Genomic DNA, 20,242 nt, shown 5'->3' on the forward strand with positions numbered 1-20,242 from the left:
CTGTCGTTGCCGAGGTCCGCACGCCTTTGCCAGGATCCGGTTGCGTTCCTCGGTTCGCCAAGGTTCATCGAAAGGTTTCAGCCTTCCGATTTGAAAGCTTCTCGTTCGCGAGCCGAAATCGCTTCGCTGAAAATGCTCCCGGTTCCAAGCGCGCCCGGTCAGGTGCCGGGCGTCGGCGCGGGTTGCTTCCCGCTCTTCTCCTGCCAATGGCCGTTCTTTTTCAGCGCGTCCGCAACCTCCGGCGGCATGTAATTCTCGTCGTGCTTTGCGAGCACGGTATCGGCAACGAACACGCCGTTCACAAGGCGTCCCTCCGCGACCACGCCCTGCCCCTCGCGGAACAGGTCGGGCAGGATGCCCTTGTAGCTCACGGGCAAGGAAGCCGCGTTGTCGGTGACAGAGAAAACATTCACCGCGTCGGCTTCGCGCTTGTAGCTGCCCGCTGCAACGAGGCCGCCGAGGCGGAAACGCGTGGCAGGATCGGGCGCGGCCTTGGCCACCTCGGCCGGGCTCATGAAGAAAGTGACCTGCGTCTGGAGCGCACTCAGCACGAGCGTCGAGGCCACGCCGATCAGCGCAAGGCCCATCACGATCAAAACCGCGCGGCGTTTCTTTCTCGTCATGTCCTCGGTTGCCCTCCCTGCCCGTTGGCGCCAAGTCCGGCTTCTTTTACGGCGGCTTCGATCTCTCGAAGAGCCTTCGCGTCGGATGCGAAAGCTTGCCGCGCGGTTTCGGCGGCGTCTTTAGCCTTGTCGTTTTCCTTCAGCACCGCGTAGGAGCGGATCAGCCTTATCCAGCCTTCGAGGTCGGACTTGTTCTCCTTGAGGCGCGCGGCAAGCCCGTCCACCATGCCGCGGATCATCTTGCCCTGCTCTTCGGGGCTTGCCTGGGCGACATCGTTCGATTGATCCGGCGCAGAAAGAGCTGCAAGGCGCTGGTTCACAAGCTGCCTGAGCCCGGGATGCAGTTCGCCGGCGAGCATCGCCTTGTAAATTTTCTCGGCCTCGCCTCTGCGGCCATCCTGCTCGGCGATAAGACCGGTCCAGAGGCGGACGCGAAGCGACGTCGGGCTGAGCTTGGCCGCCGATTCGAAGGCGAGCCGCGCGCGATCGTTGATGCTGCCATCGTTGGCGAAGGTCAGCGCCTCTCCAAGGCCGAGAAGCTTCTCCTCGTCCATGCCGCCATATTCAATGGCGCGAGAATAGGCATCGGCTGCCTTGTCGAACAAACCGTTACGGAAATAGACCGGCGCGATGCGTATCCATCCGGCTACGTCTTTCGGGTTCGCTCGCAGTTCGCGCTCAGCCTTCGCGATATAGACGTCGACGGTCTGCCTCTCGGGCGGCACGTTCAGACGGGCTTCGAGCGGCATATCCCGCAAGCCGGGCTGTCCATAGACGACATAGGTCGCGATGGTGCCGAGCGCGAGCAGCGCAGCCGTGGCGGCAGCGGCCACCGCGCTGTTTCCGCCGAACCCCACGCCCACGCCTTGCGATGAAGCGTTGCCCTGCCGGCTGGCGCGCAGCAGGCGCCGCGAAAGTTCAAGCCTCGTCTGGCGGGTTTCCTCCTGCCCGACGGTGCCGCGTTCGGCCTCGCGGTCGAGTTCGGCGAGCTGCGCCTTGTAGACTTCCACCTCTGACGCGCCCGCATGGGCATCGGCGGGCGCGCGCCTGAGCGAACGCGTCACCGCCAGAATTACGCCGGCCGTCAATAAAGCAAAGATTATCCAGATCATCGCGCGCGACAGTACTCCGACAGCTTCGGGTGTCAAGGCTGTGAAAGACCAGTTAATGGGGACGAGATCAAGCTGTTCAAGCCGCCTCGCTCATTGGCGGAAGCCGGTCGCGGCGATTTTCGCCGGGAGGCCCCGAAGGCCGTCAAGCGGCGAAAGACGAACCAAGCCAAGCAGGCGCGGCCTCCGCGCCCCGACGCCGAAAGGACGCGCCGCCGGAGCGACGCGCCTTCGGGCGCGGCAATCGGTCCCGTCGAGCCATCGAAAAACCGCGCCGCCCCGCGCTAGCCCTTCTTGGAAAAGATCTTGCAGTAGCCGTTCGGGCTGATGGTGCCTTCGACGACGCGGCAGCTTGACGGAGCCTGGAAGTGCTGACACAGGGCGCAGTGCTTGCCGCTATTCGGAGAACCCTGATAACCGACGGCCGACTGCGCCGCCTTCTTCGCCACCTGCGCCTCCGCGCTGCCGGCCACGAGGCCGGCTGCACCGAGCGCGCCGAGCGCATAGGCACCGAATTTCAAAACCTCGCGGCGCGTGTTTCCGGCCTTGTTGCTGGTATCGTCCATGGGAGCGTTCCTCTTTCCTTTTGTTGGTTTTCGTTGCGCCGTTTTCCGGTTCTTCGCTATTGGCAGCCGCCGCGGAAAGTCCCTTGGCTGCGATAATCGTTACATGCTTCCGCGTCGCATCCCGCCTGAAGCGGCGAAATAATACCCCGCCAAAAGACTAGGATTTACCCGTCAGCACTTGCAGCAGGTGTATCTTTTGATCATAACTTCAGTAGAACTGGCGCCAATCCGACAATTCTACCGAGATAGACTTTATAGTGTGCTTAAGCTCGGCGTCAAGCCGAACGAGAATAATTCCAAGGTAGTAATTGTCGAATTTTTCGCGGAAAGATCGAAATCGAATAAAATGCGGTCAACGGGCGATGCCACTGAAATGCCGGGCATCGCCTCGTGCCCCAGTCGCCGCAAATCCGTTCCCGTGCGCCGGGCCGCTGTGGGGACGTCATGACCCGGCGCACGAAAGATGAAGTCAGGTTACGCCCCGCCGTATATTTCGGGCGGGGCGCGGCATTTACCATTTGAAGTTCAGCGACGTGGCGACGACGTGAACATCGTAGTTCGGATTGTAAGCGGCCATGGAGATATCGCGGCCCTGAGCCGAAGGATCAACCAGGTACATGTATGGCGTCACAAGATCGTTCTGCCAGTTGTCCACACGGGAGTGATCCCAACTGTACTTCAGTTTCCAGTATACATCACCATCGAAGCCCGTTTTCGTAACAAGTTCCGAGTCGAACTTGTACTTCAATACCGCATCGACACGCTGAAGGTTCGTGTTAACGGTTGGATAGGGCATACAACCGGCGAGGTAAGTAGCCGAGCCCGGTGTCGCGCAAGCGCTGTTGCCCGAGAGGTCGGTGGCCGTCCAGTTCTCCTTGCCAAAGGCGATCGAATAGCTCGCGCTGAAGTCAAACTGATCATTCAGGGCGATGTTCGCGCCGACGATGAAGGTGTCCACGTCCTCCTTCATGTTGCTCGCCCAGCGGGTATTCACAGCCGCGATGGCGCCTGTTGCGGTATTCTGCAGCGTGTTGCTGCCGACGAGATCCCTGTCGGAATTTTCATGAACATAGGCAAACACGATGCTTGTGCCCGGCTTGAACGAGTAAGCCGCCTCAATACCTCCGTTCCAGCTGTAATCCTTCAACAATCCCATCTCGTAAGTCGTCGAGGTGGTTGTCGTGTTGTTGAAAGTTACGCTGCGGGAATACGCCTTGTTCGGGTCCGTCAGATAGTCGTCATTCCGAATTCCGAAGCTTGGCGTCAACGAGAGGTTCGACAGGTACGGGATATTGTCGAACGAGAACAGCACATTGCCCTTGTTTCTGTCGCGGTTTGCGAGGTCGAACTTGCGCTCGCCCCAGTTGTTCGATGTGCCACCCGTGCCGTCCGGGTAGATCGTCGCATACCAAGCTTGTGGATCGTAACGATCGTAGCGCCTTTCCGAGTACTGGTAGCTTGCCCGCAACTGGCCGATGTCGTTCCAGCGTGCATCTGCGTAGACCTTGCCGATCAACTCGTCGGTGCGAAGCGCCTCGCGGTTGTCGCGCTCGATCCTCTCCCAGCCCGCTGAGCCGCCGACCGAGGCGTTCTTGAGAACATGGTAAGTCAAATCCCCGGACGCGTTCTGCTTGGTATAGGAATAGCCGAAGTTTCTTCTATCCACACTCAGGGCCGTATCTTCCGAAACCCATCTCCAGAAGGTCTCGGGAGTCTGGTTATCGTTGTCGTAGTATCGATAACGAAGCGTCGACTTGAGATCGTCGGTTATGCGCGTGTTGAGTACATTATTGACGAGCAGCGCATTGACCTCGCCATTGAGGCTGGTGGCGGTGTTGTACGTACGCCCGGTCGTGGCGTCATAGTAGGGCGAGTTGTACGTGTTTAACGTCGTGCTCCCGGTCGCGATCGTCATCGGCATGAACGGCTCGTCCTGCCGCATCGTCGTGTACTGGACGGTGTTCATGAAACGCGAACTGAACGGCAGATCGATACCGGAGGTGATATTGCCGGAATACGCCTGATTGCTTGGCATGAGGCTGACGCGTGCGCATGGCGAAGAGCTCAACGCCGTATTGTACGTACTGGCGCAGCCTGCCGAGGTTCCACCGTCCGGCAGCGTATAGAACGGATTCTGCACAGTGTAATAGCTGTATTCGTTATCGTACGTGGAAATACCACCCGTGATCTTGACGTTGTAATGGCCGTAAGCCCAGTCGCCGGAGCGCTCGCCGGACACCTTCGCATTCTGGGTGGTGTCATCGACCGGCCGCGGCACCTGCACCATCTGTGTACCGGCGACGCCGCCCCAGTTTACGCCGGCGACCTGCGTGCCCTCCCGCTTTTCGTGGAAATATTGGACACGCGCTTCCCAGTTGGGGGTTGGCGTCCAGCGCTGATCCGCTTCAAAGCGATCACGGTCGATGCCGATCTTGATCGTCTTCAGATTTGCCGCCAACGTGCTGTTGATCAGATTTTTGGCCGCGATGCCGTTGGCACTGAGCGGATTGATAAAATCGGTCTGCGCGTACTTCTTCGCCAAGTCGCCGAGATTGACATTCGTCGTCAGATAGTTGGTGCCGACGCCGTTCCAGATGCTCTGCGCGGTCGTGCTGTAGACATGCGGGATCTGGTCCCACGTCACGGTGCCGGTCAGCACACCGGTGATTCCCCAGTCGAAGATGTAGCGCTGGTTGTTGTTGCCCACATCGGTCGCGCGAAGCTCGGCCACGTACGCGCCGTCCTTGGTCTGGGCGCCGGCGGTCAGCCTCTCGAGATAGGCGCCTTCAGGAACGTTGCCATATTCTTCGTACTTCGCGATGCTTCCCTTGTCCGGGCGCTGAACGCTCGGTGTGACCCAGGCCCTGCCGATGTCGCGCGGCTTCTCAATGAAGTACCGCCCGCCGAACTCGATGTCGCCCCAGGTGTCGAGTTCGATCTTCTCTTCGGCTGCGGGCGCGGGAGCCGGGGCCGGCTTGTCGCCCGCTCGCGCCGACTGCACGGCGAACGATGCCACCGCAATCGAAAGAATACTCGTCAGCACTACCCTGCCATGAAACTCCATGATCCCCTCCCGCGCCGCCCAAGGCGCCTCTCCTGATTCGTCTCCGCCCATTCCTGACCGGTCCGCCCGAGACCGGTCAGGTTATTGTTTTTGCTTGGTTTATATTGCTACCGGTGCCATCTAGATCCCGACGGCGCGTTCGAGCCGTGGATATTGCTGTGGCAGTTCTGGCAGGCCAGACTGGTTGTCCGGCGCATGTTGTTCGCCACCGAGGGATCGGCCAGACCTGCAGTCGCATGCGGGACTGTATGGCACCGCTGGCAGAGCCGCTGGCGAGCCACCACGAGCAGGCTGTTGTGCATGGAGCCGTGCGGCTCGTGGCAGTTCATGCAGTTCTCGCGAACCGGCGCATGCTCGAAGAGGAACGGACCGCGCTTGTCGGCGTGGCACTGGTAGCAGGTGTCGTTGATGGTCGCTTCCTTCAGCATCGCCGTTTCCGAAGCGCTGCCGTGCGGGTTATGACAGCTGGAGCAGCTGATCTTGCCCTCGATCATCGGCATGTGGGCACTGCGGAGGCTCTGCGCGCGGCGATCCTTGTGGCACTGGAAGCAGGTGTCCTGCACCGTGCCCTTCGCGAGCTGGAAGCGCGGGGAAGTCTTGCGCATGACGGTGTGGCAGTCCGTGCAGGCGACGTCGCGCGTCTCGTGTGTGCTGCCCTTCCAGTAGGTGCGGTCGTTCTTCTCGTGGCACTGCAGGCAGACAGCGTTCGTGTCGGCGACGGACGTGCGCGGATCGGACTTGCGGAACGAGCGGATGCCCCCGCCGAGACGACCGCCACCCCCGTTCACGTGCGCCGATGCGGGGCCGTGGCAGGTTTCGCAGTCCATCTTGCCTTTGGGCGTGTCCTTGCCGGCCTCGAAATTGCGGCCCATGACCGTGAACTTGAATTCGTCGAACAGATAGGCGTGGCAGACCTTGCACGGCTCCGAGCCGACGTAATACCGGCCTTCCGGATCGTCGGGCGCGGCACGGACGACCTTCGCCTTCGCATCGGCGGCGGGAGCGGCCTCGGCGGCCTGCGCCTTGCCTGCGGGAGCCTTGGCCGCGTCCGGCTTGGCTGTGTCGGGTTTGGCGGACGGGACGGATTCCGCGACCATGATCAGATGTTCGGTTTCGGCGTCGACCCCGCCGCCGGAGCTGCCTGAGCTACCGACCAGACCGGCTTCCGGCGTGAAGAGCGCATGATTGAGGAGCGCTTTCGCGGGGCTCGCCTTCGACAGGGAAAGACCCGAGTGCGGATTTGTGCCAATGCCCCCGTGCGCGCTTTTTTTTGCTCCGTGCGCGCTCTTGGCGCCATGCGCATCGGCCGGGGCCATGCCCGAAACGTCGGGATGCCCTGCCGGAAGCGGCTTGTCGCCCGCCTGAGACTGCATCGCATAAACGAAAACGTCGGAACCGATCGCGGCGCTTTGTCCTGCCACCGCCTGCCCGCCCGCGATAGCGACCAGAAGGCCAAGTGCCGGCAGGGTCCAAATCGCTCGCTTTCGAAGGCGCAAACGCCCCCGCTCCGGCTCTCCACACGAAGAGCCGGTCAAATTAGAGAAAAACATGCGCCCCCTCCTTGCCCGTTTTCTGCGCGCTCGGACCCGACTGAGAAGCGGTCCTTTATCGCCCGTATATTGCGCGCTATGGTCAGATTATTACGAAGCAGCAATCATATGCGCAAGATCGCATTCCATCGTTCTTTGGATGTGGAACGATTATAAGGAAATCGGATAAGCCCTGTTGCAGTAACGCAACAAAATTACAAAGGATGACAAGGAACGAGAGCAATAAGCTCAACCTTTGATTTGCATCACTTATTTAAATGCAATCCTTCGTTGCATAAATGATCTTCTCCTGCGTGAGAGCGGGAAGAAAAAAGAGGACGCAAAATCTGGCAATGCCGAATCATTCTGGGCGCGGCGCAACAGTCGGGAGACGAGCGCAAGAGGATGAACCGCAGGGACCACTCGCTCCGACGCAGCGGCGGCGCATGCGGCACCATCAAGCCCCAGCCGAACCGCATCCGGCCTCGGACGTATAATTCGCAAGCCGGGTGGAGGTTGATCCGACATGGGCGGGGCGGAAAGCAAACGGCGCAGCAAATACGGGACTCTACAGCATCTTCCGTAAATCGAGCGCGGCGCCACGCTGTAGACTCATGCAGACGTTCGACTTGTCTCAGCCAGATTGCACCGATGAAGCGAGGCTGACCTCAGTGCTTGGAGAACAGATCCCGCAGCTTGCAAAGTGTCGTCGTGATGTCGAAGCGCTGATCCGGCAGCGCCTCGCCTGCAAGGATTCGGTTCAGCGCCGCCGTGGGATCGGTTTCGCCGGTCAGCAATACATCGGCGCCGCGCTTTTTCATGCGCCGCACGAAACCGTCGCCCGCGCTGCCTGCCACAACCACCTCGATGCCATCCAAGGGGTGCGGCGCGTCATCCTCGAAATAGTGCAGGATTTGAGCATTGGTGAGCTGGATATGCCGTGGCGTGGGCAAAGGGTCGCCCGCCTTCACCTCGGAAAGATCGTAAAGCAACCAGAATCGCGATTGCCCCGCATGTCCGGCGACACTTTGCCAGTCTTTCGTTGCGATTGCGATTTTCATGCTGCGCCCTCGTCTCGTGAAAAAATCTCCGGGCATTTTATACCGCATTATCGGACGGTCGCCCCCAATTTTGCAAAATCCGGCGCTTTCGGGTCTTCTTCAGCGCCGGAAAAAGGCATCTGCGTAAGCGAATGGCCGGGCGGCATTCCGACTGCGCCGCAAAAGGCGTCTTTGTCGACCCGACGCGCAACAAAGACTTGCGAAGCGGCAAAAACTGCTCCATTGTCCGGCCCTGATCAGCGGGCGGCGCGCCGCCCGCTGCTGGGGAATAGTTTAATGGTAGAACAGCGGACTCTGACTCCGCTAGTCTTGGTTCGAATCCAGGTTCCCCAGCCAATCTAAATTGGTCGCAGAAGTTCACACACATCAAAGACTTGTAGCAGGCCCACACAAGGTCTGCGTACCCATGTGTGTCCCAGTCTTCGTACCCATTCTTGCAGTCTGAGAGTTCGGCTGCCAACCCCGGTACTACCCAGAGAAGGCCATCAAGGCCGTTGAAGACGCCTTGGGAGAGCGCCGCCGCTCCATGCTGCTTGCCATGGAGACCGGCCGGCGACCTCACGTGAGCGAAGCTTTCGTCGCAAAACGCATCGAACAACGAATCGGACTCAACGCCGGTTCGGACATGGCCTTCAGCACCGCATTGTCGCTCGGCTCGGACAGCCTCGCGGCCAACGCAGGCGGCGCCATCGAGGTGGCCGCACCGCTCGACTGGCCGACCGGCTCGGTCGCGTTGAAATCGGGGAAAGATAACGCCATCGACGCGGCCCAAACCGTTCGAGCGGCTCACTCACGCTCGACGCGGCAACGATGCGCCGTCGTTACGCCACGCCATTCCCGGCAGCACATTCGTCCACGGTCCAGCGCGTGATGTCCTCTTCCTCGGCGATCAGCGCAAGCCCGTTGGCAATCGAAACGAACTCGTCGCCGGTATCGACCTTCTCGGCACCGAAACGCTGAGTGAACAGCCGTCGCACCGCGGGGACGAAGGACGTGCCGCCGGTGAGAAACACCCGGTCGATGGCACCTGCGGCAAGTCCGGCCTTCGCAAGCGCGTCGTCGATGCTGGCGGAGAGATGGGCGAGGTCTCTCGCGATCCAGCGCTCGAAGTCGGCGCGCGCGATTTCAGCATCAAGCTCCACGCCAGACGCCGAAAATGTCAGCCTGGCGCTTGCGTCGCGAGACAGCCGCGTCTTGGCCTCGGACACCGCCTTGTAAAGCGAATAGGCGACGTTGCCCTCGATGAGCGCGATGAAGCGCTCGATTTTCTCCGGCTCGACGCTCGCCGCAGCCAGTCTTTTCAGCTCAGCGACCGCGCCGGACGAGCGCATGAGGCAGAGATCGCTCCAGCGCGCGAAGCTGTGGTAGTAGCTTTGCGGCATGTCGAGCAGTTTTTCGAAGCTCCTGTATTTCGACCCCTTGCCGAGTACCGGCGCGACGACATGATCGATGATGCGGAAATCGAACGTGTCGCCTGCCACGCCGACGCCGGAGAATGCGAGAGGCCGGGCATGCATGCCGCTCGGCGTCGGCTCGAACGAGACGATGGAAAAGTCGCTCGTGCCGCCGCCGAAATCGCCGACCAGCACGGTCGATGCCCGCGTCTGCCTGTGGGCATAGTAGTAGGCGGCTGCGATCGGCTCCATGACATGATAGATCTCCTCGAAGCCGAAGCGCTTGAACGCCGCCTCGTAGCGCTGCTGGGCGAGCGCGGCATCCGGCTTGGGTCCGGCGAATTTCACCGGCCTTCCAAGCACGAGCCGGCGCGGCAGGGTCGCGGAATCGCCGGAGCGCCTGTTCACCTGTTCGAAGAACGCAGCCAGAATATCCTCGAAGAGATAGCGCTTTCCATACACCTGCGTGTTCTGGAAACTCCGGTTGGCGGCGTAGGTCTTGAAGGACTGGAAAAAGCGCGTGTCCGTCGGGTAGGCGATGAAGGCTTCGATAGCCCACGGGCCCGCTTCGCAATGCGTTTCGGGCAGCCATTCGCCTTCTTCCCGCCAGAAGGCAAGCACGGATCGAAAAGACGAAAACTCGGCATCGGCGTGCGGAAACCTGACCGGCTGCACGCTTCCATCCGCCGTCTTCATGGCAAGCACCGTATTGGTGGTGCCGAAATCGATACCGATCGAAGAATTCATGATCGCGCTCTCGAACTGGCGTTGGCGCCGCTTCTGGGAGCGCGCGACACTACAGGCTTCTACGTTCGAGGCAACCCCGGGTTTCTACCAGATGCACGGCTGCATCCGCCGTGGTGATCGACGAGTTCCACGAGGGGGCGAAGCACTCCCCGTGAGCGCATCTAGATGCCCGGAACAAATCGCCGCCGAACGGCGCTGCGCATTCAAAGCAGCTTCTACTTCAGCCGGTAGCCGACGCCGGTCTCGGTGATGATGTGCTCGGGACTTTCGGAATGCGCTTCGATCTTCGCGCGAAGCTGGCGCACATAGATGCGCAGATACTGCACGTCGGCGTTTGCGCCCCAAAGCTCGGCCATGATGAATTTGTGCGTCAAGACTTTCCCGGCATGAAGCGCAAGCAGGCGGAGAATGTCGTATTCCTTGGGGGAAAGCTTTACGTCGCTGCCGGAAAGCGTCACGCGGCGATGGACGAGGTCGATGCGCAGGTTGCCGCTTTCAAAAACCGGCTCGCCGCCTTCAGCCTGAACGCGATGGCGCAGCGAGGTGCGAAGCCGCGCGATCAGCTCGGCCACGCCGAAAGGCTTGGTGACGTAGTCGTCGGCACCGAGATCCAGCGCTTCGACCTTGGTCGCTTCCTCGCCACGGCTTGAAAGCACCACGATCGGCGTCTTGTCGCCGGAGCTTCGCAGCGTTCCGATGATCGCAAGCCCGTCCATGTCGGGCAGTCCGAGGTCGAGAAGGATGACTTCGGGCCGCTCGCGCGCGAGTGTCTCCAACGCAGCCTTGCCGTTCGTCGCCTCGATGATGGCAAATCCGTTCGCACCAAGACTTGTGCGCAGCAGCCTCCTGATTTGCGGCTCGTCCTCCACAACGAGAACGAGAGTGCGGTCTGCAACTGTCATGTGTCGCCCCGCTCGCGAGGTGGTCGGACGGTAGAGGATGCCGGAAAGGAAATCGCGAGGATCGCCCCCGTCCGGTCGGACCGGTTCGCGGCCGAAATGGCGCCGCCCATCGCTTCCACGAAGCCGCGACAGATCGCGAGACCGAGGCCGGTGCCAGCGCGCTGACGGTCGCCGTGATCCGCGCGGTGGAATTTCTCGAAGACCGCCGACAGCTTGTCCTCGGGAATAGCGGGGCCCTCATCGATCACGCAGATGCGGACCGAGGAACCTTCTTTCCGCGCTCTCAGCGTGATGGTTGATCCGGCGGGCGCATATTTCCCTGCATTGTCGAGAAGGTTGACGAACACCTGCTCCATGAGGACAGGGTCGAGGTTCAGCAGCGGCAAATCCGGCTCGATATCGAACTCGACAGAGCTGTGCTTGAGCAGCGCGGCAACCCGGCGAACGGCGGCACCGAGAACTTCGGCTACGTCCACCGGCTCAAGCCTGAGCTGGATTGCGCCCGATTCGAGCCTCATCATGTCGAGCAGATTGGCTACGAACCGCGACATGCGTTGCGCCTCCTCCTCGATGGTAAGGACGAGATCGGATTTCGCCTGCGCGTCGAACAGGTCGCCATATTCCCGAAGAGAGTTCGCCGCCCCGAGGATGGATGCGAGCGGCGTCCGGAGATCGTGCGAAAGCGATGTCAGGAGCGCGCCCCGCAGCCGCTCTGCCTCGGCAGCGACACGCGCGTCGTCCATCTCCTTGGCGAGTTTCACACGTTCGATGGCGACAGCCGTTTGATCCATCAGCGCGTCGAGCAGCCGCCGCTCGTCCGGCGTGAGGATGATGTCGGATCGCAAGCCGGGTCCAAGCCCCACGACGCCGATGATTCCGCGCCCGGTTCTCAGCGGCAGGAACAAGCGCCGCGCGCCCGGCAGGGTGTCCGCCCCTCTGCCCGCCGCAAGGCCGTTATCGATAGACCATTTGGCCGCGCCGACATCCGAGTCCTCGATCGTGTCGCCGGGAGGAAAGGCGGCTGCGGCGCTCATCTGTCCATCTTGATCGGGCAACAGGATCACCACATCCGCTTTCAGCGACGTCGCGATCTGCGAGACGGCCGCCCACAGAAGATCGTCGAGAGTGACATTGCTCGCGAGGTTTTTCGAGAAGGCGTAGAGCGCGCTTGTGATTGCGGCCCTGTTTCGCGCCAGTTCCGCCTGCCGCTTCACGCGTGCGGTCAGATTGCTGACGGCAAGCGCGGTGCAGAGAAAGAAGACGAGCGCGGAGACGTTGATCGGGTCCGCGATCGTGAACGTGTAGAGCGGCGGAAGGAAAAAGAAATTGTAGGCAAGCATGGCGGCAAAGGCGGCAAACAGCGAAGCCCCCAGCCCGAAATAATAGGCGATGCCGAGAACGCCCATAAGGAACAGGAGCGGGATCGTTTCGCCGCCCATGAAGGACTGCGCGAGGCGCGCCACGAGGACAACACCGGCGGTGGCGACAATCGCGGCAATGTAGCCGAGCGGATTGGCATGGTGCGACGCGGCGGCGGTCCGCACCGTCTTGCGCGGGATCGTCTCCTTGTTCAGCGCATCGCCCGCAATGACATGCACGCTGATGTTGGCGGAACGGCGAACAAGCTCGTGAACCACCGATCCATGCAGCAGTTCGAACCAGCGCGAGCGCTCCGATTTTCCGATGACGATCTGCGTGACGTTGTTGGACCGTGCGAAGTCCATTACATCGTCCGCCACGCGTCCGCGCCCCGGCAGCGTGGCCGCGACGCCCCCGAGCCGCTCCGCCAGCCGAAGCGTATCCGCGATGCGGTCGCGCTCGGCGACGGAGAGTTCCTGGCTGCGCAGCGTCTCGATGTAGAGCGCCGTCCAGGGTGCGCGCAAGCGGTCTGCGAGCCGCTTCGTATACCGCACGATCCCCGCCGAGCGCGGATCTTCGCTGATGCAGACGAGAACGCGGTCGCCGGCGGCCCAGGGCCCTTCGATGGCGTGCGCCTTCATGTGTGTAAGCAGTTGCTCGTCCACCCTCTGCGCGGTTCGCCTGAGAGCCAGTTCGCGGAGCGCCGTCAGATTGCCCGGCGAAAAATAGTGCTGAAGCGCGCGCTTCGCCTGCTCCGGCACATAGACCTTGCCCTCGCGAAGCCGCTGGATCAGTTCGTCCGGCGCGAGGTCGATCACCTCGATGTCGTCGGCCTTGTCGAGCACGAAATCGGGTACCGTTTCCTGCACGCGGATGCGCGTGATCTGCGCGACGACATCGTTCAGGCTGTCGACATGCTGGATGTTCAGCGTGGTGTAGACGTCGATCCCGGCCGCCAGCAGTTCTTCCACGTCGAGGTAGCGCTTGGGATGGCGGCTGCCGGGCGCGTTCGTGTGCGCAAGCTCGTCGACGAGCGCCACCTGCGGACGCCGCGCCAGAATGGCGTCGAGGTCCATTTCCTCGATGATGCGGCCCTTATAGCTTGCGGCCCTGCGAGGGACGATCTCGTAACCGGCGAGAAGCGCCGCCGTCTCCGGGCGGCCATGCGTTTCGACAACGCCGACCACGACATCCGCTCCCTCGGAGCGCTTCGCGCGCGCCGACAGCAGCATTTCGTAGGTCTTGCCGACGCCGGGAGCCGCGCCGAGGAAGATCTTCAACCGCCCGCGCTTTTCATCGCGGGCCAGTTCCAAGAGGGCGTCCGGCGACGGACGGTTCGTTTCCCTGGCGTCGGCCATCGGCTTTGCGCTCACCGGCTCTGAATGGAAGCCTGCTGGGAGTCCTTTTGCTCATCGTCCAAGGCGAGATTGAGCAGAAGGACATTAACGCGCCGCTCGCCAAGGAAGCCAAGCGTTCTTTCTTCCGTTGCGGCCTCGACGAGAGCCCGGACGCGAGCGGATGGCAGGTTGCGGGCAGTTGCCACGCGCTCCACCTGCGCGGCGGCATTCGCTGGCGAGATGTGCGGGTCGAGGCCGCTGGCCGATGTGGTGGCTGCATCCGCGGGAACCGGCCCCGCGCTGCCATTGGCTTGTCGGTAGTCGGCGACGCCCGTCTGAACGCGGTCGACCAACGTTTTCGAAGTGGGTCCCGCGTTGGAGCCGGCAGAGTTCGCGGCATTATAAGGAGCGGATACAGTTTTCGACGGGTCGGCCGGATCGGGCGCGACCGTGGCCGAGGGGCGGCCCTGGAAATAGCGCCCCGATGTGAAGGTCTGGCCGATCAGCGCCGATCCGACGACATGGCCGTCGCGCGTCAGAAGGCTGCCGTTTGCGCGCTCCGGGAACACGGCTTGAGAGAGCGACGTCACTGCGAGAGGATAGGCAATCCCGGTCAGCGCGGTCATGAAAAGGATCATGACAAGGGCGGGGCGGAGTGTTGCGAGCATGGTGAGCCTCTAGACCAATCCAATGGAGGTTATTGCGATGTCGATCAACTTGATGCCGATGAACGGCGCGACGATCCCGCCGACACCGTAGATCAGCAAGTTGCGCTGAAGGAGTTGCGCGGCTGGCCGGGGGCGGTAGCGCACGCCGCGAAGCGCCAGCGGGATCAGCGCGACGATGATCAGCGCGTTGAAGATGATCGCCGACAGGATCGCGCTTTGCGGCGTCGCAAGGCCGAGCACATTCAGCGCCTCTAGCTGCGGATAGAAGGCGATGAACATCGCGGGGATGATCGCGAAGTATTTCGCCACATCATTTGCGATGGAGAAGGTGGTGAGAGCGCCGCGCGTCATGAGCAGTTGCTTGCCGATGCCGACGATTTCGATGAGCTTGGTCGGATCGCTGTCGAGGTCGACCATGTTGCCCGCTTCGCGCGCGGCGACCGTGCCCGTGTTCATGGCAACGCCAACATCGGCTTGCGCCAGCGCAGGCGCGTCGTTGGTGCCATCGCCGCACATGGCGACGAGTTTGCCCTGCGCCTGCTCCTCGCGGATGAGCCTAAGCTTCGCTTCGGGCGTGGCTTCGGCGAGGAAATCGTCGACGCCCGCTTCCGCCGCGATAGCTGCCGCCGTCAGCGCGTTATCGCCGGTTATCATCACCGTTCGGATGCCCATCTGCCGCAACTCGGCGAAGCGCTCGCGGATGCCGCCCTTCACGATGTCCTTGAGATGGACAACGCCGAGGAGCCGCCCGCCGCGCGAGACGGCAAGCGGCGTTCCGCCCGATTTGGCAATGGTCTCGGCGGCGGTGCGCAGGTCGGACGGCAGTCCGATCACAGGATCTGCCCGCACCTGCCGGATATGCGCCAGAACGGCATCGACGGCGCCCTTGCGGATCGGCTCGCCATCGATATCGATACCGCTGATGCGGGTGTGCGCGCTGAAAGCGATGAACTGCACGGCATGTCCGGCAAGGTCGCGCCCGCGCAGGCCGTATTTCTCCTTGGCAAGCACGACGATGGAGCGCCCTTCCGGCGTTTCGTCCGAGAGCGAGGAAAGCTGCGCCGCATCCGCGAGGTCGCGTTCGCTCACCCCTGCAAGCGGAATGAACGCCGTTGCCTGACGGTCGCCCAGCGTGATCGTGCCGGTCTTGTCGAGCAGCAGCGTATCGACATCGCCCGCCGCCTCCACTGCGCGCCCCGACATCGCGAGCACATTGAAGCGCACCAGCCGATCCATGCCCGCGATGCCGATGGCCGACAGCAGCGCGCCGATGGTGGTCGGTATCAGCGTCACGAACAGCGCCACGAGCACCAGCACCGAAATCTGGCCCTCCGCATAGGCCGCGAAGCTCGGAATGCTCGCCACGGCGAGGACGAAGATGAGCGACATTCCGGCCAGCAGGATATTCAGCGCGATCTCGTTCGGCGTCTTCTGCCGCTGTGCACCCTCCACGAGCGATATCATGCGATCGAGAAACGTGGAGCCCTGCGCGGCGGTGATGCGCACGACGAGCCAGTCGGAAATGACCTGCGTGCCGCCGGTCACCGCCGAGCGGTCGCCGCCCGATTCGCGGATCACTGGCGCGGATTCGCCCGTGATCGCTGCTTCGTTCACCGAAGCGATGCCCTCGATCACCTCGCCATCGGACGGGACGATGTCGCCCGGCTTCAGCGAGAGCGCGGGCACGCCCTCGTAATTGCTGTCGCGGGCCGCGTTTTTCAGCCGTTTGGCGATGACATCGGTCCGGGTTGCCCGGAGGCTCGCCGCCTGCGCCTTGCCGCGCCCTTCGGCCACCGCCTCGGCGAAGTTTGCGAACAGCACGGTGAACCAGAGCCAGAGGATGACCTGAAGCGGAAAGCCGAGGTTCTCCGTTCCCGCAACCGCATCGCGGATGAACAGCACGGTGACGAGCGCCGCGAGCACCTCGACGAGAAACATGACCGGATTGCGGATCATGTGCTGTGGCGCGAGCTTCCTGAAGGCGCCTGCAAGCGCGGGGGCGAGAATGGCGGGATGAAGCGCGGACGGCCGCGCGGAAAGGGTCGACGTTTTCATGGGTGCCTCAGAAGGTTTGTCCGGCGATCATCGCGAGATGTTCGACGATGGGCCCGAGTGCGAGCGCAGGCAGGAAGGTCAGCCCGCCGACGAGGACGACGACGCCGATGAGGAGGGCGGCGAACAGGGGCCCGTTCGTCGGGAATGTGCCTGACGACGGCGGCACGATCTTTTTCGCGGCGAGCGAGCCCGCGATGGCGAGCATCGGCACGATCACGAAGAAACGCCCCACCAGCATGCCGACGGCGAGCGTCGTGTTGTAGAACAGGGTGTTCCCCGACAGCCCCGCGAACGCTGAGCCATTATTCGCCGCGGCCGACGTGTAGGCGTAGAGCACTTCCGAGAAGCCATGCGGACCGGCTGACGAGATGCTCGACAGGCCGTTCGGCGCGATGACCGCAATCGCCGTGAATCCGAGCATCATGAGCGGCAGGCACAGGATCGCCAGCATGGTGAGCTTCACCTCGCGCGCCTCGATCTTCTTGCCGAGATATTCCGGCGTGCGCCCGACCATCAGCCCGGCGACGAACACGGACAGGATGCCGAACAGAAGCATCCCGTAGAGCCCTGCGCCGACCCCGCCGATGACCACCTCGCCGAGCTGCATGTTGACGAGAGGTACGAGGCCGCCGAGCGGGGTCAGCGAGGCGTGCATCGCGTTCACGGCTCCGCATGACGCCGCCGTCGTGATCGTGGCGAAGAGGGCCGACGCCGCTATGCCGAACCGCGTCTCCTTGCCTTCCATGTTGCCGGGTGCGCCGTCGAGGCCGAGCGCGGTCAAAAGCGGATTGCCGTTCGCCTCGGCCCAATAGGCGAGCGAAACGCCCACCAGAAACAGCACGCCCATCGCGCCAAGGATCGCCCAGCCCTGGCGCTGATCGCCCGCCATGCGGCCGAAGACGTTGGTCAGCCCCGCGCCGAGCGCGAAGATCGCGATCATCTGGATCATGTTCGAAAGCGGCGTGGGATTCTCGTATGGGTGCGCGGCGTTGGCGTTGAAGAAGCCGCCGCCGTTGGTACCCAGCATCTTGATCGCCACCTGGCTCGCGACGGGGCCTTGCGCGATCACCTGCTTGCCGCCTTCGAGCGTTGTCGCCTCGACGTAGGGGTTGAGGTTCTGCGGCATGCCCTGCCACACCAGCGCGACCGCGATCAGGAGGGAAAGCGGCAGCAGGATATAGAGCGTGCAGCGCGTGAGATCGGCCCAGAAATTGCCGATTCCCGCCGCCGAGCGCCTCGTGAAGCCGCGAATGAGGGCAACGGCAAGCGCGATGCCGGTCGCGGCGGAGACGAAGTTCTGCACCGTAAGCCCGGCCATCTGCGCGAAATAGCCAAGCGTGCTTTCGCCGCCGTAGTTCTGCCAGTTCGTGTTGGTGACGAAACTCGCCGCCGTGTTCAGCGCGAGATCCGACGGCATGCCATCCATGCCTTGCGGGTTGAGCGGCAGCAGATCCTGAAGCCGCAGGATCGCGTAGAGCAACAGGAAGCCCGCGAAGTTGAAGGCGAGCATGGAGATCGCATAGGCGCTCCAGCGCTGCTCGGTCTTCGGATCGACGCCCGCAGTTGCGTAAACGACGCGTTCGGCGGGAGAAAGAACGAATGAAAAAAGCGTGCGCTCGCCCGAAAACACGCGCGTCATGTACGCGCCTGCGGGTTTTGCGAGCAGCACCACGATGGCGCAGAACACGAGGATCTGCGCCCAACCTGCGAGGGTCATGGCGGTGATTTCCTAGAATTTCTCTGGTTTCAAAAGCGCGTAGACGAGATAGGCGAAGAGCGCCGCCGTCACGCCGCCCGCAAGCAGATAATCGAACAGCATGGCCGCCTCACAATCGCTCGCAGCCGCGGACATAGAGCACGGCCGCCGCGAAAAACGCGACGCCGATGCAGAGCATGAGAACCTCGAACATGGGACTCCTCACCCGATGAGTTAATTTCACACGGGAAAGGATAGTCGGAGGGGCATATGTGTTCGACGGAGGAGAGAGCGCGAAAAAATAGGATTCTCATATACAAACGGCCACGGGCCTTGCGCGCTTTGGCTGTCGTCCCCTTGGCGGGGAGACCGTAAGCAGCACATCTACATGCCTATGGCCTGAAGCACCCTTCGCCTGGTGCTCCGCTTTTAACTATTGCGGTTACTCCGAGAATGGGCGACGGCATCCCGCCCCTTTCCATGCGGGCGCTATTGGGCCATGTCTTCCGAAGGAGGGCATCGGCTCGACTTTACGCGCCGCGAGCATCTGACGATCTTGAAGAGCCGCCGATCTTCGAGGCCAGGGTGGCGCTGGCCTGAAAGGAAGCCACTTGTCCGGGCTGTACGTTTTCCATGCCGATTTCACGCGCTTTCAGGTGCTCGACACCTTCAGCTTTGCGGAAGCCGCCTCGTTGCGGGAGTACCCGCTTCGCCCGGTGAGCCATGTGGCGAAGCGATCGATTGCCGCGCACAGGCACCAATAGACCACACCGATGAAAAGGAAGATTTCCGTCGGATAAATCATCGCGCGGTTGTTCACCTGCGTGGCCACGAACGAGAGTTCAGGCACACCGATGACGTAGGCGAGAGACGTATCCTTCACGAGCGATGCCCACTGGTTCACGAAAGACGGTGCCATCACGCGCAGGGCCTGGGGCAGGACGACGATGGCGAGGATCTGCCAGCGCCCGAAGCCCAGCGCATAGCCGGCGTTCCACTGCCCTGCATCGACGCTCTCGATACCTGCCGCCACGGTGTACGCCAGATACGCCCCGCCGACGAGCGACAGAGCCACAACGACGGTCCCCACTTCCGGCACGGACACGCGCATCAGGATCGGAAGCAGGAAATAGCTCCAGAAGATCAGCATGATGATCGGAATGCTGCGAAAGAAGCCGAGGAAGATCACGAGCGCGGTCTTGACAGGCCCGGAACTCATCGCGAGCGCGATACCGAAGATCAGCCCCAACACCCCGGAGGCGATGGCGGAGAGGACCGACAGGATCAGTGTCAGCGCAAGCCCGCCCAGGGGACCGTCTGGCCATGCCCCGATGAGCAGGTAGTCGAGGTTGTCGAGGATGACGGAGAAATTCATCGGCTTCTTGCCGCCGAGGCGAAAGGAGTGCTGCGCGCGACAGCGTGTCCGGCAGCCTCTGTCAGCGCGACGAGAAGGATGTAAAGGACGGTTGCGACCCCGAATGCCTGAAAGGTGAGAAAGGTTTCAGTCTCGACCTGGCGCGAGGCATAGGAAAGCTCCGCCAGCCCGATCGCCATGGTGATCGACGTGTTCTTGATCGTGCCGAGATATTGCCCGACGACCGGCAACCAGGCGATGCGGAGCGCTTGCGGTAGCACCACCAGCCGGAACACGAGGAAATCAGTCATGCCGAGCGCCATGGCGGCCGCCCGCTGGGTGGATTTCACGCCATTGATACCGGCGCGGACCTCCTCCGCAATAAATGCAGCGGCATAGAGTGTCAGACCGAAGAAGCCGGCCAGCGTCTCGAAGGCTGGCCATCGCAGCGAAAACAGATGCAGGTCGAGCACATGCTGCGTGTTGAGCCAGGCGACGAGGCCGGACGGCAGCAGCGAAGTCACGCCGAAATACCAGAAGAAGAGCTGGACCAGCAGAGGCGTATTGCGGATGACGCTGATATAGCCGTCCAGCAACGCCCGCAGCGGGCGGTACCCGCTGAGTTGCAGGCCGCTGACCGCGATGCCCAGCGCCGTCGACGCAACGATAACGGCCGCCGACAGGGCAATCGTCATGCCGAAGCCCTGAAGCAGCCAGAGCAGATAGCGCATTGCCATCGGCTCGCCGAAAAATTCCATGGACTTTCACTTTGACTTGC

At 62.3% G+C, this 20,242-nt stretch carries 16 protein-coding genes and 1 tRNA gene; 2 read left to right on the forward strand and 15 right to left on the reverse strand.

Annotation, left to right across the window (positions count from 1 at the left end):
* Positions 1-158: 158 nt before the first annotated feature.
* The 6 genes from ccmE to EK416_RS11620 all read right to left on the reverse strand — a co-directional run bounded on the left by ccmE (position 159) and on the right by EK416_RS11620 (position 7,952).
* Positions 159-623, reverse strand: a complete 465-nt coding sequence (gene ccmE, locus EK416_RS11595) for a cytochrome c maturation protein CcmE (protein WP_127077649.1) — start codon at positions 621-623, stop codon at positions 159-161.
* Complete coding sequence (gene ccmI, locus EK416_RS11600) at positions 620-1,735, reverse strand: c-type cytochrome biogenesis protein CcmI (protein WP_127077650.1); 1,116 nt, start codon at positions 1,733-1,735, stop codon at positions 620-622. The genes ccmE and ccmI overlap by 4 nt, the downstream gene beginning before the upstream one ends.
* 281 nt (positions 1,736-2,016) lie before the next feature.
* Positions 2,017-2,298 (reverse strand): high potential iron sulfur protein, encoded by a 282-nt coding sequence (locus EK416_RS11605; protein ID WP_127077651.1) that lies wholly within the window; start codon positions 2,296-2,298, stop codon positions 2,017-2,019.
* A gap of 511 nt (positions 2,299-2,809) precedes the next feature.
* Positions 2,810-5,413 carry an MtrB/PioB family decaheme-associated outer membrane protein gene (locus EK416_RS11610; protein ID WP_127077652.1) on the reverse strand — a complete coding sequence of 868 codons (2,604 nt, stop codon included), beginning with the start codon at positions 5,411-5,413 and terminating at the stop codon, positions 2,810-2,812.
* Positions 5,414-5,469: 56 nt separating this feature from the next.
* On the reverse strand, positions 5,470-6,783 hold the full coding sequence (locus EK416_RS11615; protein WP_245434032.1) for a DmsE family decaheme c-type cytochrome: 1,314 nt from the start codon (positions 6,781-6,783) through the stop codon (positions 5,470-5,472).
* A 776-nt stretch (positions 6,784-7,559) separates the two neighbouring features.
* Entirely contained in the window at positions 7,560-7,952 is a 393-nt protein-coding gene (locus tag EK416_RS11620) for a NifB/NifX family molybdenum-iron cluster-binding protein (RefSeq protein WP_127077654.1), read from the reverse strand.
* Positions 7,953-8,214: 262 nt separating this feature from the next.
* On the opposite strand from EK416_RS11620, the gene EK416_RS11625 reads away from it, so the two are divergent.
* Positions 8,215-8,288: transfer RNA gene (locus EK416_RS11625), tRNA-Gln, on the forward strand.
* A 190-nt stretch (positions 8,289-8,478) separates the two neighbouring features.
* A complete protein-coding gene (locus EK416_RS11630; protein ID WP_127077655.1) occupies positions 8,479-8,823 on the forward strand; it encodes a hypothetical protein in 345 nt (114 codons plus the stop codon).
* On the opposite strand, the gene EK416_RS11635 is transcribed toward EK416_RS11630, so the two are convergent.
* The 9 genes from EK416_RS11635 to EK416_RS11675 form a co-directional block, all read right to left on the reverse strand.
* Positions 8,774-10,093: an Hsp70 family protein gene (locus EK416_RS11635; RefSeq protein WP_127077656.1), complete on the reverse strand. Its 1,320-nt coding sequence runs from the start codon at positions 10,091-10,093 to the stop codon at positions 8,774-8,776. The genes EK416_RS11630 and EK416_RS11635 overlap by 50 nt on opposite strands.
* A gap of 215 nt (positions 10,094-10,308) precedes the next feature.
* Positions 10,309-10,995: a response regulator transcription factor gene (locus EK416_RS11640; protein ID WP_127077657.1), complete on the reverse strand. Its 687-nt coding sequence runs from the start codon at positions 10,993-10,995 to the stop codon at positions 10,309-10,311.
* A complete protein-coding gene (locus EK416_RS11645) occupies positions 10,992-13,712 on the reverse strand; it encodes a sensor histidine kinase (RefSeq protein WP_127077658.1) in 2,721 nt (906 codons plus the stop codon). Before EK416_RS11645 ends, EK416_RS11640 begins: the two co-directional genes overlap by 4 nt.
* 11 nt (positions 13,713-13,723) lie before the next feature.
* Positions 13,724-14,359 (reverse strand): potassium-transporting ATPase subunit KdpC, encoded by a 636-nt coding sequence (gene kdpC / locus EK416_RS11650; RefSeq protein WP_127077659.1) that lies wholly within the window; start codon positions 14,357-14,359, stop codon positions 13,724-13,726.
* Between the two features lie 9 nt (positions 14,360-14,368).
* Positions 14,369-16,414, reverse strand: coding sequence for a potassium-transporting ATPase subunit KdpB (kdpB, locus tag EK416_RS11655; RefSeq protein WP_127077660.1), 2,046 nt, complete (start codon positions 16,412-16,414; stop codon positions 14,369-14,371).
* 7 nt (positions 16,415-16,421) lie between these two features.
* Complete coding sequence (gene kdpA / locus EK416_RS11660) at positions 16,422-18,131, reverse strand: potassium-transporting ATPase subunit KdpA (RefSeq protein ID WP_127077661.1); 1,710 nt, start codon at positions 18,129-18,131, stop codon at positions 16,422-16,424.
* Positions 18,132-18,143: 12 nt separating this feature from the next.
* Entirely contained in the window at positions 18,144-18,233 is a 90-nt protein-coding gene (gene kdpF / locus EK416_RS11665; protein WP_127077662.1) for a K(+)-transporting ATPase subunit F, read from the reverse strand.
* Between the two features lie 529 nt (positions 18,234-18,762).
* On the reverse strand, positions 18,763-19,485 hold the full coding sequence (locus EK416_RS11670; protein ID WP_127077663.1) for an amino acid ABC transporter permease: 723 nt from the start codon (positions 19,483-19,485) through the stop codon (positions 18,763-18,765).
* Positions 19,482-20,222: an amino acid ABC transporter permease gene (locus EK416_RS11675; protein ID WP_127077664.1), complete on the reverse strand. Its 741-nt coding sequence runs from the start codon at positions 20,220-20,222 to the stop codon at positions 19,482-19,484. Before EK416_RS11675 ends, EK416_RS11670 begins: the two co-directional genes overlap by 4 nt.
* Positions 20,223-20,242 lie beyond the last annotated feature (20 nt).

This window comes from Rhodomicrobium lacus, assembly GCF_003992725.1.
Classification (GTDB): domain Bacteria; phylum Pseudomonadota; class Alphaproteobacteria; order Rhizobiales; family Rhodomicrobiaceae; genus Rhodomicrobium; species Rhodomicrobium lacus.